The 15,216-nt window shown below is 26.1% G+C and carries 12 protein-coding genes; 7 read left to right on the top strand and 5 right to left on the bottom strand.

Annotated elements, in window-relative coordinates:
- Positions 1–433: 433 nt before the first annotated feature.
- The gene (locus AC0B4S_RS01495) at positions 434–1,318 is read left to right on the top strand and encodes a hypothetical protein (protein ID WP_465101355.1); all 885 of its coding nucleotides are present in this window, start codon (positions 434–436) and stop codon (positions 1,316–1,318) included.
- On the opposite strand, the gene AC0B4S_RS01490 is transcribed toward AC0B4S_RS01495, so the two are convergent.
- Positions 1,300–2,448 carry an IS3 family transposase gene (locus tag AC0B4S_RS01490; RefSeq protein WP_465101354.1) on the bottom strand — a complete coding sequence of 383 codons (1,149 nt, stop codon included), beginning with the start codon at positions 2,446–2,448 and terminating at the stop codon, positions 1,300–1,302. The two genes, AC0B4S_RS01495 and AC0B4S_RS01490, sit on opposite strands and share 19 nt — an antisense overlap.
- Before the next feature lie 73 nt (positions 2,449–2,521).
- Between AC0B4S_RS01490 and AC0B4S_RS01485 the strand changes: the two genes are divergently transcribed.
- The 4 genes from AC0B4S_RS01485 (at position 2,522) to AC0B4S_RS01470 (ending at position 7,428) form a co-directional block, all read left to right on the top strand.
- A complete protein-coding gene (locus tag AC0B4S_RS01485) occupies positions 2,522–3,805 on the top strand; it encodes a S8 family serine peptidase (protein ID WP_465101353.1) in 1,284 nt (427 codons plus the stop codon).
- Positions 3,792–4,784, top strand: a complete 993-nt coding sequence (locus AC0B4S_RS01480) for a hypothetical protein (protein ID WP_465101352.1) — start codon at positions 3,792–3,794, stop codon at positions 4,782–4,784. The genes AC0B4S_RS01485 and AC0B4S_RS01480 overlap by 14 nt, the downstream gene beginning before the upstream one ends.
- A 265-nt stretch (positions 4,785–5,049) precedes the next feature.
- Positions 5,050–6,198, top strand: coding sequence for an IS3 family transposase (locus AC0B4S_RS01475; RefSeq protein WP_465101351.1), 1,149 nt, complete (start codon positions 5,050–5,052; stop codon positions 6,196–6,198).
- An 81-nt stretch (positions 6,199–6,279) separates the two neighbouring features.
- The gene (locus AC0B4S_RS01470) at positions 6,280–7,428 is read left to right on the top strand and encodes an IS3 family transposase (protein ID WP_465101350.1); all 1,149 of its coding nucleotides are present in this window, start codon (positions 6,280–6,282) and stop codon (positions 7,426–7,428) included.
- A gap of 114 nt (positions 7,429–7,542) precedes the next feature.
- Here AC0B4S_RS01470 and AC0B4S_RS01465 read toward each other — a convergent pair whose 3' ends face one another.
- A complete protein-coding gene (locus tag AC0B4S_RS01465; RefSeq protein ID WP_465101349.1) occupies positions 7,543–8,730 on the bottom strand; it encodes a phosphopentomutase in 1,188 nt (395 codons plus the stop codon).
- Positions 8,731–8,917: 187 nt separating this feature from the next.
- Between AC0B4S_RS01465 and AC0B4S_RS01460 the strand changes: the two genes are divergently transcribed.
- Complete coding sequence (locus AC0B4S_RS01460; RefSeq protein WP_465101348.1) at positions 8,918–10,450, top strand: transposase family protein; 1,533 nt, start codon at positions 8,918–8,920, stop codon at positions 10,448–10,450.
- Positions 10,451–10,934: 484 nt separating this feature from the next.
- Here AC0B4S_RS01460 and AC0B4S_RS01455 read toward each other — a convergent pair whose 3' ends face one another.
- From AC0B4S_RS01455 to AC0B4S_RS01445, 3 genes are read right to left on the bottom strand one after another with little or no spacing between them, the layout of a single operon-like run.
- Complete coding sequence (locus AC0B4S_RS01455) at positions 10,935–11,513, bottom strand: hypothetical protein (protein WP_465101347.1); 579 nt, start codon at positions 11,511–11,513, stop codon at positions 10,935–10,937.
- Positions 11,506–12,204, bottom strand: coding sequence for a 23S rRNA (guanosine(2251)-2'-O)-methyltransferase RlmB (gene rlmB / locus AC0B4S_RS01450; protein WP_465101346.1), 699 nt, complete (start codon positions 12,202–12,204; stop codon positions 11,506–11,508). Before rlmB ends, AC0B4S_RS01455 begins: the two co-directional genes overlap by 8 nt.
- 37 nt (positions 12,205–12,241) lie before the next feature.
- Positions 12,242–13,462 carry a class I tRNA ligase family protein gene (locus AC0B4S_RS01445; protein ID WP_465101345.1) on the bottom strand — a complete coding sequence of 407 codons (1,221 nt, stop codon included), beginning with the start codon at positions 13,460–13,462 and terminating at the stop codon, positions 12,242–12,244.
- Positions 13,463–13,531: 69 nt separating this feature from the next.
- Here AC0B4S_RS01445 and argS point away from each other — a divergent pair, with 69 nt between their 5' ends.
- Positions 13,532–15,193: an arginine--tRNA ligase gene (gene argS / locus AC0B4S_RS01440; protein WP_465101344.1), complete on the top strand. Its 1,662-nt coding sequence runs from the start codon at positions 13,532–13,534 to the stop codon at positions 15,191–15,193.
- Positions 15,194–15,216 lie beyond the last annotated feature (23 nt).

Raw genomic sequence — 15,216 nt, 5'->3', positions numbered from 1 at the left:
TAAGAATTTTTAAAGTATCAAGTTTTTAACTTATAAGTTATGCACATTATGGCAAATAATTTTATGTATAATTATGTTTTATTATTTAATAACTACAATTTAATCTTTTTTAGTAAATTTATTAAATAACATTCTAACTTTGTAGACATGTAAAAGATATTTGGACAAAATCCGAATATTTTTTATTCGTAATTGTTTAAATTTTATACTTAACTAAGTTGTGTATTATTCTCATAAATAATTTATACTATTTTTTTAAATAAATTTGTTTTCTTCAATATTATTTATATATATCTAAATATTTGTCATTAACATCCGAAAAATACCCAGTCTAGCATAATAGTTATTCTACAAACTTTTGGTATAATTTAATATATACAAAATAAACAAATAATAAAACTTATGTTTAATATAAATATTTAGGGAGCAAATTATGAAAAAGAAGTCAAAATTATTATTTTCATGTTTAATCAGTTTTTCAGGATTATCAGCGATTTTTACACCTTCAGTTGCTAAGAAGTCTGTGATTGTTAATGAATGATATGATAATTTAAAAAGTGAAATATTTGAAATTAGAAAACAACCTATCACGGTTGCACAAAATTCAAATAATCATATTGTTGATATACAAGTCAATAACTACTTTGAACTGAAATTATTATTAAATCCAGGTTTTGAAACTGAAAATGAGGAATTTATAACTAAATTCAATAATGACTTTATAAACAAAGTAAATAAAAATAATTTAATATATAAAAATTTTAATACTATTAGTATTTTACCAATAGTATGGTTTTACTTTGATACCGAACAGGATAGGAAACATTTTGTTACTGAGGTATATAAATGAAATATAATTTATAAATTTATAATTTTTGAAAACAAATTCAATAATATTAATTCCACCAATATTGATCCAGTCAAACCCTTTGATAAAGAACCTGAAGAAGTAGAGTCGCCAAAATCCGTTGTTAGACTTTTAGATGATGATAGAAATATTGATCTTAACTTAAAAAGATTCATTGATTCAATAAATAAAAACGCAAATATTGTCAATGCTTCAAATCATTTAAATAATTCATATGTTAACAAAATAGGTGTTTTAGAATGGTGATCATATCCATTTGATACAAACTACCAAAAATATTTTAAAAATGGTATTGAAATAAACGACCTTAATGCTGAAAAAAATCCCAACTCCAAAACTCATTTAAACTGGGAAATTTTTTTCGGACGGTTTTACCTTCCCCAACCATACCATTTGGCTAAGCCAAACGGAATGCTTTGGGAAGGTTTTTTTTATCTTATTCTTTTATAATTATATCAGTTTATAAATTCTTTGATTTTTTGTGATAATTCAATAAAAGTAAGCCTTTTACAGGTTTGATCAAAATTTGGAAAAATCTCGCTTTTAAGAATTGAAAAGAAATATTCAATTTCACGGTTGTCTAGACTATTGCCAATTCTTGACATTGATATTTTACCTTTTAGCAATTCTATTTTTTTAGTATATTCAACCGACGAATAAGCAGATCCATGGTCAGAATGTAAAATAAAATTTTTTTTGAATTTTGTATTACTGATATTATTCAAAATTAGTTCGGTATCATTTCTAAGTGATAATTCATAGGTCACAAACTTAGTTTTATGGTCGATAATTGCGGATAAATAAATATGATTTTGCTCAATGTCTTTTGGTGCTGGTATGTAGGTCACGTCTGTTGCATATATATTATTGTTGATTGAATTATAATCTCGTTTTACTAAATCAGGCACTTTAACACAAGTATTTTTAGATTCTTTGTTTTTACGTTTTTGTCTAACAAATGTTTTTAAATTAAGTTTTTTCATATAATTCCCAAGGGTTCTAGGATTTATTTGAATATTATATTCTTGGAAAATATATTTAGCAAGCCTCCTTCGTCCATACCTTTCTTTATTTTCGACAAAACTTTTAAAAATTATTTCTTTGTGTTTGACATTTATCTCTTTAGCTTTGTTGTTATCTTTCAATTTCTCATAATATGTGGATCTTGCTATTAAAAAAATTTTTGCCTTGTATTTTGATGAAAGATTTTCAATTTCTTTAATATTTTTAATATCTGCATCAATATTATTTTCATTAAAAATTCGATAGTAGTATTTTATAACTGCATCTTTTTCATCATCTTTAAGAGTATTAATTCATGTATAATCGAGAACTTTCTTTTTCTTTCTCCCAACACCTTTATCTTTCTTGGGTGATTTACCGCTTTGTGATTCTATGTTCATATTTAAATTATACAGTTTTCTTTTCTTTAACATATTTTTCATTGATTCTTTATTTCAGTATGCTTTTCTGATGTCAAAACAGAAATTTTCAAATTCTGCTTTGGTTATTGCCAGGTTCAAGTATTTATCGTATAAGTCAAAAATTTTAACTCATTCTTTAGTCTTTAAATGTCTCATAACTACCTCTTTTTCTTTATATTAAAAATATTCGGATTTTGTCCGAATATTTCTTCCCTGTCTACATTCAACTATGGTGTCTCTGATTGCTGGAGGTCAATATGGAATTGATCGATCTTCTAAAATATACTTGCATACAATCAATAACTTCGATAGCATATGGATGTCATCAATTGAAAAAATGGTTAAAAAAGATGGCATAAAATTAATTAACCATAGTTATGGTCGTAAAATGAGACATAATAGAGAAATACAACTGTCATATATAAAAGATTATGCAGAAAATGCATATTTTCTAGATTTTATCTCTAGAAAATATGGAGTTATAAATGTTTATTCTGCAGGTAATGATGGAACAGACAACGAACATTCATTTGCAGGGGAGAAATTATCATTTAATTCAATAGTTGTTGGCGCTCTTGATGATAATGCAACAAAACAAAACCTAAAATATAATAAAGTTGCAAAATACTCAAATTATAAGATAATTGAAGAATTCAAAGATATTTCAAAACCTTTAGTTGTTGCTCCTGCACAATTTTATAATCCTGTATATAACGTAAATAATTACTATAACGGAACTAGTTATGCTGCTCCTATTGTAACAGGTTTAATTTCAAACCTAATGAAATATAACGAAAAAATAAGAAATAGTGATAATCGCGTTCCAATTGTAAAAGCGATTTTATCAGCTTCAGCGGTAAGCCCAAAAATAGAAGGTTTAAAATATAAATTTAGTGGTTATGCAGAAAAGTATGGAGCAGGAACTGTAGATTTCCAAGCAATGCTTTTAGCAGCACAAAACTATAAAGTTAAGGAAATTAACCCAACTGTAGGTTCAGGTACTTATGTGCTTGCAAGTGATGCATTAGAACTCAAAAAAGGCCAAACAATTAAAATATCTAGTTCCTGAACTTTTAATGCGGGTATATTAAAAAGTTCACCAATATTTTCATATTATTCTTTAAATAACAATAACTATTGAGGAAACAGGTTAAACAGGTTTGCTATAGCAAAGGAATACAACGCCAATCAAGCTTTATTAATTTCTAATTCCTATGATGTAAGTACACATAAAGATGCCTACTGACTTAAAAAAGAAGAAGCTAAAAAGAGACAAAAGAATAGATGATTTTCAGACTATGATTTAATTCTTGAAAAATTAGAAAATAATGGAATCTGAAAAACAGTTGAAAGTATTTTTACAATTGTAACTAACGATGAATTAATAGAATATAAAGTTCCCGAAAGTGGCCTTTATAGATATACAGTTAGAAAACTATCAGAAAGTTCATTTGAAAACTCAGTTGATGATATTGTTGCTGTAACCCATGTGGTAAGAGATGAAAATTATTAAAAAATTATTATTGTCAGGGTCATTTTTTCTTCCTTTGATAAGTTTTTCATGTAGCACAAAAGAACCTCAACTAATTACTAAAGAACCTTTGATTGATGACGATACCAAAGATAAAAAAACTGAAAATAAACTACCTATAGTAATAACAATAGAACAACCTCCAGTTTTTGTCGATAAGATTAGTGATGCTAATGATAAAAAAAATGAACAAAAAAAACCAGATAAATCAATAAATAATACACAAGACACTAAAAAAAAACCTAGTCATGAGCACTGACCATTTTATGATACAATAGATGAAAAAGTAGCCCATGCTGAAGTTAACCAAATATATAGTATCATCAATAAAAAACATAAAAAATTTACCAAAAAAGCCATATTTGCACCAGGGGAATGGGTAAATCAATCTAATTTTACTATTAAAAAAGAATACATGCAAAAAGACCAGGATGTATTTAACAAAACATTTTTTAATAAAAATCCACATTTTGAAAGTAACCTCCAATGAATAAAAAAAGATTTTATTAAAATAACTACCAATGAAGAATTTGATGAGTACATAATAAATCGCTTCAAAGAATTAAATAAATTTCATAATTTTAATCAAGATGTTCAAATTAAAAAATTATTTGAAGAATTATATTTAGATAATCAAGATGCATATGTTATTTTAAAAGAAAGTGATATTTTTATAGACAGTTCTAATTATCATGAAGATAGCCCCGATGATAGATCAATTATAGTTACTTATGAAAATACCATTGCAACCTTAAATATAATATTCCCATTCGACTCTTTAGCTCCAGGTGTAACAGATCAATACTATGAACCTGATCCTTCCTTTAGAGTTTTTTTAGTTAAAAAAAATTATAACCTTAATTGAAACATTATTACTCCAAAGGAAAGTGAAAGACCTACTAGTTTCAGAGATAGATTAAAAAAATGATATGATATTGAATTTAAAAAACATTTACCTTAGGTATAAGCAAAACATAAAAGAAATTTGTTATATTTCTGTTTATCATTGATTTCTTTTCTAAACCTCATTTTTATTAAATGGTTGCCAAAATGACTCATATATTGTTTTTATTAATTAATTGCTAGCGTTTAGCATACTGTTTATTACAAACAAAGTTTTTAGAATTAAATAAATATTAAAAACATGCAGTTATGATCACTGTAGACAGGGAAAAAATATTCGGACAAAATCCGAATATTTTTAATATAAAGAAAAAGAGGTAGTTATGAGACATTTAAAGGCTAAAGAATGAATCAAAATTTTTGACTTATACGATAAATATTTGAACCTGGGAATAACCAAGGCAGAATTTGATAATTTCTGTTTTGATATCAGAAAAGTATACTGAAATAAAGAATCAATGAGAAATATGTTAAAGAAAAGAAAACTGTATAATTTAAATATGAACATAGAATCACAAAGCGGTAAATCACCTAAGAAAGATAAAGGTGTTGGGAGAAAGAAAAAGAAAGTTCTCGATTATACATGAATTGATACTCTTAAAGATGATGAAAAAGATGCAGTTATAAAATACTACTATCGAATTTTTAATGAAAATAATATTGATGCAGATATCTCAAAGATAAAGAAAATCAAGAATCTTTCACATACTAAAAAATCTAAAATGATATGTGTTTCAAGATCTACATATTACGAGAAATTGAAAGATAACAACAAGACTAAAGAACTAAAGGTTAAACACAAAGAAATAATTTTTCAAAGTTTTGTCGAAAATAAAGAAAGGTATGGACGAAGGAGACTTGCTAAATATATTTTCCAAGAATATAATATTCAAATAAATCCTAGAACCCTAGGAAATTATATGAAAAAACTGAATTTGAAAACATTTGTTAGACAAAAACATAAAACTAAAGAATCTAAAAATACTAGTGTTAAAGTACCTGATTTAGTAAAAAGAGATTATAATTCAAGCAACAATAATATATATGCAACAGACGTGACCTATATACCAGCACCAAAAGATATTGAACAGAATCATATTTATTTATCTGCAATTATTGATCATAAAACTAAGTTTGTGACCTATGAATTATCACTTAGAAATGATACTGAACTAATTTTGAATAATATCACCAATACAAAATTCAAAAATAATTTTATTTTACATTCTGACCATGGATCTGCTTATTCTTCGCTTGAATATACTAAAAAAATAAAATCACTAAAAGGTAAAATATCAATGTCAAGAATTGGTAATAGTCTTGACAATCGTGAAATTGAGTATTTCTTTTCAATTCTTAAGAGTGAAATTTTCCCAAATTTTGATCAAACCTGTAAAAGACTTACTTTTATTGAATTATCACAAAAAATCAAAGAATTTATAAACTGATATAATTATAAAAGAATAAGATAAAAAAAACCTTCCCAAAGTAGACAGGGAAGAAATATTCGGACAAAATCCGAATATTTTTAATATAAAGAAAAAGAGGTAGTTATGAGACATTTAAAGACTAAAGAATGAATTAAAATTTTTGACTTATACGATAAATACTTGAACCTGGGAATAACCAAAGCAGAATTTGAAAATTTCTGTTTTGACATCAGAAAAGCATACTGAAACAAAGAATCAATGAAAAATATGTTAAAGAAAAGAAAACTGTATAATTTAAATATGAACATAGAATCACAAAGCGGTAAATCACCTAAGAAAGATAAAGGTGTTGGGAGAAAGAAAAAGAAAGTTCTCGATTATACATGAATTAATACTCTTAAAGATGATGAAAAAGATGCAGTTATAAAATACTACTATCGAATTTTTAATGAAAATAATATTGATGCAGATATTAAAAATATTAAAGAAATTGAAAATCTTTCATCAAAATACAAGGCAAAAATTTTTTTAATAGCAAGATCCACATATTATGAGAAATTGAAAGATAACAACAAAGCTAAAGAGATAAATGTCAAACACAAAGAAATAATTTTTAAAAGTTTTGTCGAAAATAAAGAAAGGTATGGACGAAGGAGGCTTGCTAAATATATTTTCCAAGAATATAATATTCAAATAAATCCTAGAACCCTTGGGAATTATATGAAAAAACTTAATTTAAAAACATTTGTTAGACAAAAACGTAAAAACAAAGAATCTAAAAATACTTGTGTTAAAGTGCCTGATTTAGTAAAACGAGATTATAATTCAATCAACAATAATATATATGCAACAGACGTGACCTACATACCAGCACCAAAAGACATTGAGCAAAATCATATTTATTTATCCGCAATTATCGACCATAAAACTAAGTTTGTGACCTATGAATTATCACTTAGAAATGATACCGAACTAATTTTGAATAATATCAGTAATACAAAATTCAAAAAAAATTTTATTTTACATTCTGACCACGGATCTGCTTATTCGTCGGTTGAATATACTAAAAAAATAGAATTGCTAAAAGGTAAAATATCAATGTCAAGAATTGGCAATAGTCTAGACAACCGTGAAATTGAATATTTCTTTTCAATTCTTAAAAGCGAGATTTTTCCAAATTTTGATCAAACCTGTAAAAAGCTTACTTTTATTGAATTATCACAAAAAATCAAAGAATTTATAAACTGATATAATTATAAAAGAATAAGATAAAAAAACCTTCCCAAAGCATTCAGTTTGGCTTAGCCAAATGGTATGGTTGGGGAAGGTAAAACCGTCCGAAAAAAATTTCCCAGTTTAATGTTTTATCAATATTCTGAATTTATTTTATATTAATTGATCAAAAATATCATCACCTGTTTCACTTACAATATCAACACCAAAGTTTCTGGCAACAATATTACCTAAGGTTCCCAACCCTTCAAAATTAGGTAATACTTTTGGTTTAGTAAATAATTTTGAAAAAATAGTTGCTGGTAAAAATTCCCTAGTGTGGTTGAAACCTGGATAAAGCGGATCATTACCATGATCTGAAGTCATAATTAATAAATCATCTTCATTCATAGCATTAATTAATTTACCTAGTTTATCATCTAATGATGCAATATTTGATGCAAAGCCACGAACATTTCTTCGATGACCATAATGTGAATCAAATTGTACTAAGTTTGTGAAAATAAATTTATTTTCACCGCCTTTTGTTGCCAAGTCAATCGTAATGTCCATTCCATTAGCATCACCTTCACTTGGATAGTGTGTGCTGATTCCTTGCCCCACAAAAATGTCATTAATTTTACCAATTGAAATAACCTCAACACCTTTTTCTTGTAAACGGTTTAAAATCATTTCTTGTGGTTTATTTGCATAATCATGACGATTAAAAGTGCGGGTGAAATTACCAAAATCACCAACATATGGGCGAGCAATAATCCGCCCAACATTCCACTCAGGACGAGAAGAACAAATTTCACGCGCTGCTTTAGCATATTTATATAAATTATCTAAACCAGTTCACTCTTCATGTGCACAAATTTGTAATACTGAATCATTTGAAGTATACACAATTATAGCACCACGTTCCTTTTCTTCATGAGCTAACTCGTTAATAATATCAGTTCCTGATGCAGATTTATTTCCCACAATTGGACGGTTATCTCAAGCTTTTGATAAAGCTTCAATTAAATCTTCTGGGAAGCCTGTTTCAGTAAAAGTAGGAAATGGTACTAAAGTTTTAATTCCCATCATTTCCCAGTGTCCAGCTAAGGTATCTTTTGCATTAGATACTTCTTGTACTTTAGCCATATATGCTAAAGGTTTTGATACATGGTAATTCCCATTTAAATCAGTAATATTACCAATTCCTAATTTTCTCCATGTATCGATTTTAAATTCTTCAACCATAGAAGCAGATCTAATTGTGTTTGCCCCATGATCACCAAAACTCTTTTGGTCACGGTCTGGTCCAATACCTAGTCCATCTGTGACTATCATAAAAATTCTTTTAAATTTTGCCATAAAATCTCCTATATTAGATTAATAAAAAATATCACATTTGATATTTGTTAATATTATACTATTTTATTCAAATTTTATTGATAAATAATAAAGAAAGATAATGAATGTCCAATGACAACTATTTAGGCCCATATATAAATCCCACCCAAAGTGAACTAATTTAATTAAAATATGGTATAAATTATTTATGATATTTAAACATAACATAGATAAGTACAAAAACTTAACAAACTACGAACTAAAAAAGCAGCAATCTCTCATATTAATTGCTGCTAATATTGAAAAATCTTTATCTCAACTTAGTTTAATTACAAACCTTAGTGTATCAACTGTAAAAAGATATAAAAAAATAATAAAAAGTAATCAAGAAATTGACATCAGCCATAAAAATAAAAATCAACAAAGAAGTTGCAAAGTTACAGATTCAGAAATTGAATTAGTGTTTAAAGATTATTTAAAAATATGTGAAGTCATTTTAAATAGCGTTCTAACAAATAACCAACTTTCGTTTAAAAGTTATTATTATTCAGAATATGGTTCTTTTATAAGGCAAAAAATTTCTTACAAAACTCTGGTAAGAAGATTCAACCAATTAGGATTATTTAATATACATACAACCAAAAGAGGAAGAAAAATAGCAAAATTATCAAAGAAGAAAACTTCACAAGAGACAACATTGCTATTAAAAAAATATTATAAACAAATTAAACAAAATGAAAAACAAAGACAAGTTTTGGGTCTAAAGAAAAATTTAGAATTTGGTGAAATTGTTGAAATCGATGCTCAGCTTGAACCATATTTAAAAAATAATAAACCATTCTATCTTTATCATGCAATTGATGTTGCCACTGGAACATTATTAGCAGCATGATTTGAAGAACAAGAAACAACATTAGGATATCAAAGACTGTTAGAAATAGTATTTAAGAAATATGGATTTCCAAAGAAAATTTATACTGATAAAAGAAGAACTTTTTGGGGAAATGAAAACACACAAACAATTTTTGAAAAAGATTTAAATAAAAAAGGAATAGAAGTACTCAGTTCATCTAATCCCAAACATAAACCTCACGTTGAGAGATCTTTTAGAACATCATTAGATCAATACCCATTATTAATTCATGAAAACGGATATAAAGATATTAATGATTTAAAACAAAATAACGAAGTATTTCAAAATTATTACAACACAAGGAATAAAAAAATAATTTCTAAACATAATGTCTTTCAAAAAGAAGGAAAGAAAAACGGCAATTGAGCCGTTGATTTAGAGATTAATAGAAAAGTTTTAAATGGCGTTGTTAGATATCAAGGTCAAAACCTTGCAGCCTTCGATATGCATGACAAAAGGATTATATTTCCTTATAATTCTGATGTTGTGTTAGTACATTCTTCTGATGATAATTTGTATTTTAAATATAATGGAAAAAAATACTTTGCCAAAGAACCTACTGGAAAATATCTAAGCTTTACAGAAATGTGAGCTCTTGAAAAAGGTTTAGATTATTCTATACCTGCCGTTGGAAAACTAGCATTTATCCACAAGAAAACAAACTCATTTTTTAAAACTCTTGAATTATATATCTCAAAGTTTAATAGTGTCTCTGTGAATGCACAAGGAAATAACCTTGAAGCCAATAAGATTATGGCTGAGTATTTAGAGATACTTAGAGCATTACACAGAAGCATCAATGATGAAATAAAAATTGATGCATATTAATTTTAATATTTTTTATTAAAAAAGAAAATAATAAAAATAGAAAACACGGGCACGTGTTTTCTGGAAGTTTTGCTTACTTTTTCAAAAGTAAGGCGCCCTTGATTGCAATCAAGGGCGGGGGGGCGGGGGTTTAAAAATCTTTTTGCTGCATTTTGAAATTTTGTAGTTAATGTAATGATATAAATAATTATGTTCTGGTTTTTTAAACAGTAAAAACATCAAAAAATATATAAATTTTCCAATTTAATTGCCAAAGAAGAAAAAATTTTTTTGGTTTGTTTTTTCATTATCTTTTTTTTGTAACAAAAGCATCATAATATAAATTAAAAAATAAAAAAAGATTAACCCCCAACAGCCTGGGCAAAAAATTAAAAAAGTAGTGCAAAAAGGTAGTTATTCTACACAAATTTTATTGATAAATAATAAAGAAAGATAATGAAAAAGGCTTAATCATTATTAAGCCTTTATTATATTTTTCCCATGATTAGAAAAATGAATTATTGTTTAATTTGTTTTTTATTGCTTGTATCATTTCCTTTTGCTTTCAAGTTGAAAGTCTTGTGTTTTTAAAATTTATCTTATTCTTTAAAAACTCGTATTCATCTGCTGAAATATATTTTTTCATGTCATCAATCGTTTGACACGACCCATTTCAAATATCGTATTCACGTTTTAATTTAGAATTTAATTCATTTAAATTCAATTGGTTATAACTAACGTTTGATTCAAATTTATATTGTGAATTATAAAATTTATTAAAATAATTTTGGGTTTTTAATTTTAAAGTATTTCAAAACCAAGCTTCGTAATTATCAATATTTTGAAGCATATCTTGTGATAACATGTCTAAAAATACCATGAATAATTGATTTCTAATTTCATCTAGTTCAATATTATATTTACGGTATAATCAGTAAATTCTTCAAACTAAATTACGAATTCTTTCATAATATAAATTATCAAAACGATTAATCAAATTATTCGTTGTAATAAGTTTTTTGTCGTGTAACTTTAAAAGCATTATAAATTTTGGACTTAACTTATTAATAAATATCTTATTCATTTTTAGCTAAATAATCAAAAAGCAAAATAGCAGTTGCTACTGATACATTTAATGATTGAACAGTTCCCTTTTGATCAATATAAACTTTAGAGTCACAAACTGATAAAACACTTTTTGAAACTCCTTCACCTTCATTCCCAACTACAATAATAGTTGGGCTATTATACTTAATTTTTGTGTGCGAGGTTGCGCTTTTGTCTAATGCACTTGCATAACTTCAATAGCCAGTTTTCTTCAGTTTTGTAATTGTTGCCGATAAACTATTAACGCGGTAAAAATTTAAACCTACAAAACCACCAGAAGCTACCTTTAGTGCTGTAGAATTAATTGAAGCAGCATTTTCCTTTGGTAAAATAACATCTTTTACCCCAGCTGCATTTGCACTACGAATAATTGCTCCTAAATTATGTGGATCTTGTATTTTATCTAAGACTAAAACAATTTTAGGTTTATGTTTGATTAAAAACTCAAGATCACGATAGTTTAAGGATTCTAAGTAAGCAATAAATCCTTGGTGATTATCTTTGGTCAATTTATTAAGATAACTAAGTTCTTTTACTTCAACATGAAAATTTTTATTGTTAAATAATTTTAAATTATCTTTATTACTAATTATAATTTTTGAAATTTTCATATTGCTCTTTATCGCATCAATAACTGAATTTTTCCCACACACTAATAATTCTCTCATATATCAACCCCCTTTTTTTCCTATTTTTAGTACTTTTTTATAATAATTTTTCTTTTATTAACACTGATCTTAATTTATCAGCTTCAAAATAGTTTTTATCTTTTAAAAATTCCTGCCATTTTTTGTAAATATTTTTATATTTTTCAAAATTTATTTTCTGAAAATCAAAGTCTAAATCATCAAAAACTTTAATAATTGTGCTAATTAATAATGGATCTTTATTTAAATTTATTGATTTTATTATGTCATTTAAGGTTTTCATAAAAGCAGCAAAATTTAACTCAAAAATATTTTGCATTAATTTTTGATATATTTCTTGATTATAAATATTAAAATTAAGATTATGCAATATACCCATAAAATATATTTTAGTTATTTTAGTTAATATTGTTTCAACATTATTAACCATATTATCATCAATATTTATTATGGATGTATATGAATTTAACAATAAAATAAATTTAAAATGATCAGGAGAATATTTGCTAATAAACTCATTAGCCAATATAATATTATTTAAAGATTTAGACATTTTTTCATTATTTAAATTAATTTGTCCAGTTCTAAGTCATTTTCTAGCTAAGTCTTTTTGATATAATGCATAAAATTGAATATTTTCATTTTCGTGGTGTGGAAATGTTAAATCCACGCCACCCCCATGTAAATCAACTCCACTTGATCCAAAATGCTTATTAATTAATGCAACACATTCAGTATGTCATCCGGGACGACCTAATCCAAAACTAGAATCATATTTAATGCCTAAATTTGTTTTTTTTCAAAGTGCAAAATCAGCTTGATTATGTTTTTGAAAACTAGTTTTTTCAAAAACCATATGTTTTAAATTTTGTCCCGATACTTCCCCATAATAATCTTGATATTTATGCATATCAAACCAAACATTATTATCTAAAACATATGCACTATCCTTTTTAACTAAGTGGCTAACAAAATTATTAATTTCAGTTAAATTAGTTGTTACATATTCTAAGTTTGTAATAGTATTAACATTAAATAATTTTAAAATATTTAAATAATCATCAGAGTATTTTTTAGCAATTTCAGTTTCACTCACACCTTCTTGAATTGCTTTATTAATAATCTTATCATCAATATCAGTAATATTATGCACAAACTTAAAATTAACTTTTAATGCTCTTGCTGCTTTAAGCATTAAATCATAAGTGATAATCGGGCGCATATTACCAATATGTACGTAGTTATACACTGTTGGCCCACATAAATAAACTTTTAACATATTTATATTATAAATATTTTTAAATTTAATACAATTTATATAATTAAAAAAAAGAAATTAAGGAGCATAATGAACTTAACAAACCAAATTAAAGATTCTTTAAAGAAAGTTGTCTTAAAATTACAAAACGAAAAATATTTTGATTCAAATTTTGATGTAGATCATTTAGTTTTCACCTTATCTGAGCCCAATATTCCTGAAAATAAAAAAACATCTGAAATTGAATTTGATTTTTCTTCAAACCTTGCTTTTATTTTAAAAAAATACACAAAAAATAACCCTTTAACAGTTGCAAATGTTTTAAAAGAAAAATTAGATAATCTAGATATGTTTGAACTTGTCGAAGTAACAACACCTGGATTTTTAAACTTTGTTTTAAAAAATTCCATTTTAAACAAAGTTTTAAGCAACATTATTTTACAAAACAAAAATTACGGATCCAACTTTGTTAAACCTGAAAAAATTAATGTCGAATTTGTATCTGCAAACCCAACAGGTTTCTTACATGTTGGTCATGTGCGGGGGGCTGTTTTTGGAGATTCACTAATAAGAATTTTAAGACATGCCGGGCACCATGTTGAAGCTGAATATTATGTTAATGATGCTGGAAATCAAATTGATAATTTAGCTAAATCGGTATATATTCGTTACCAAGAACTCTTTGGAATTTACGAGCAAATGCCAGAAGAGTCTTATAAAGGTGATGATATTATTTGAGCTGCAAAACAAATAAAAGACAAAGTTAATGATTATTTTTTAAATAATTTTGCTACTAAAGAAAGTGAGCTAAAATCATTAGCAACCCAAATTTTACTTGATAAAATCAAAGTGGATTTAGCAAAAATTAACATTTATTTTGATACTTTTTCAAGCGAAAAAGCATTAACAACTAAGAATTTAATTAAACCTGTTTTAATTAAATTAAATCCAAATACATACCAAAAAGATGGAGCTTTATTCTTAAATACCACTAAATTCGGTGATGATAAAGATCGTGTATTAATTAAAAGCGATGGATCATATACTTATTTAACACCTGATATTGCTTATCATGAAACTAAATTACAAAAAGCAGATAAATTAATTAATATCTGGGGTGCTGATCATTCTGGATATGTTGCAAGAATGAAAATTTCACTCCAGGGATTAGGTTATGACCCTGATAATATTAATATTTTAATAATCCAATTAGTCAGATTATTAAAAAATGGACAAGAGTTTAAAATGTCTAAGCGTGCTGGAACAAGTGTAACATTAAATGATTTATTAGATGTTGCCTCTTCTGATGCAATTAGGTTTGGTATGCTGACTAGAGAAATTGGCACAAAATATGATTTTAATATTGATCAAGCTAACTTAATGGATACCTCTAACCCAGTTTATAATTTACAATATGCTCATGCTAGAACCGTATCATTACGTAATAATTTAAAACCTTTTTTACTTGATCCAAACAATCAAATTACTAATAAAGCCAGAAAATTAATTATTGAATTAGATCAATTCCCAAATTTATTGCAAACTATTGTTAAAACAACAAAAGTAAATTTATTAACTCAATACTTAATAAATTTAACTAATTTATTTAATAGTTTTTATTCACAAACACGTTTAATAAATCACCCACAAGAAGCTTATTATAGTGCTTTAGTATATGCTGTTCAAGTGGTGTTTAAAATTGGTTTAAACTTACTTGGAATTAGTTCCCCTAATTTAATGAAAATAACATAATCATATGCATAAGAAATTGCTTA

It is taken from the genome of Mycoplasma sp. 6934, assembly GCF_055523595.1.
Note: the sequence above shows the minus strand (reverse complement) of the source record. Positions and strands in the feature narration are given on the sequence as shown.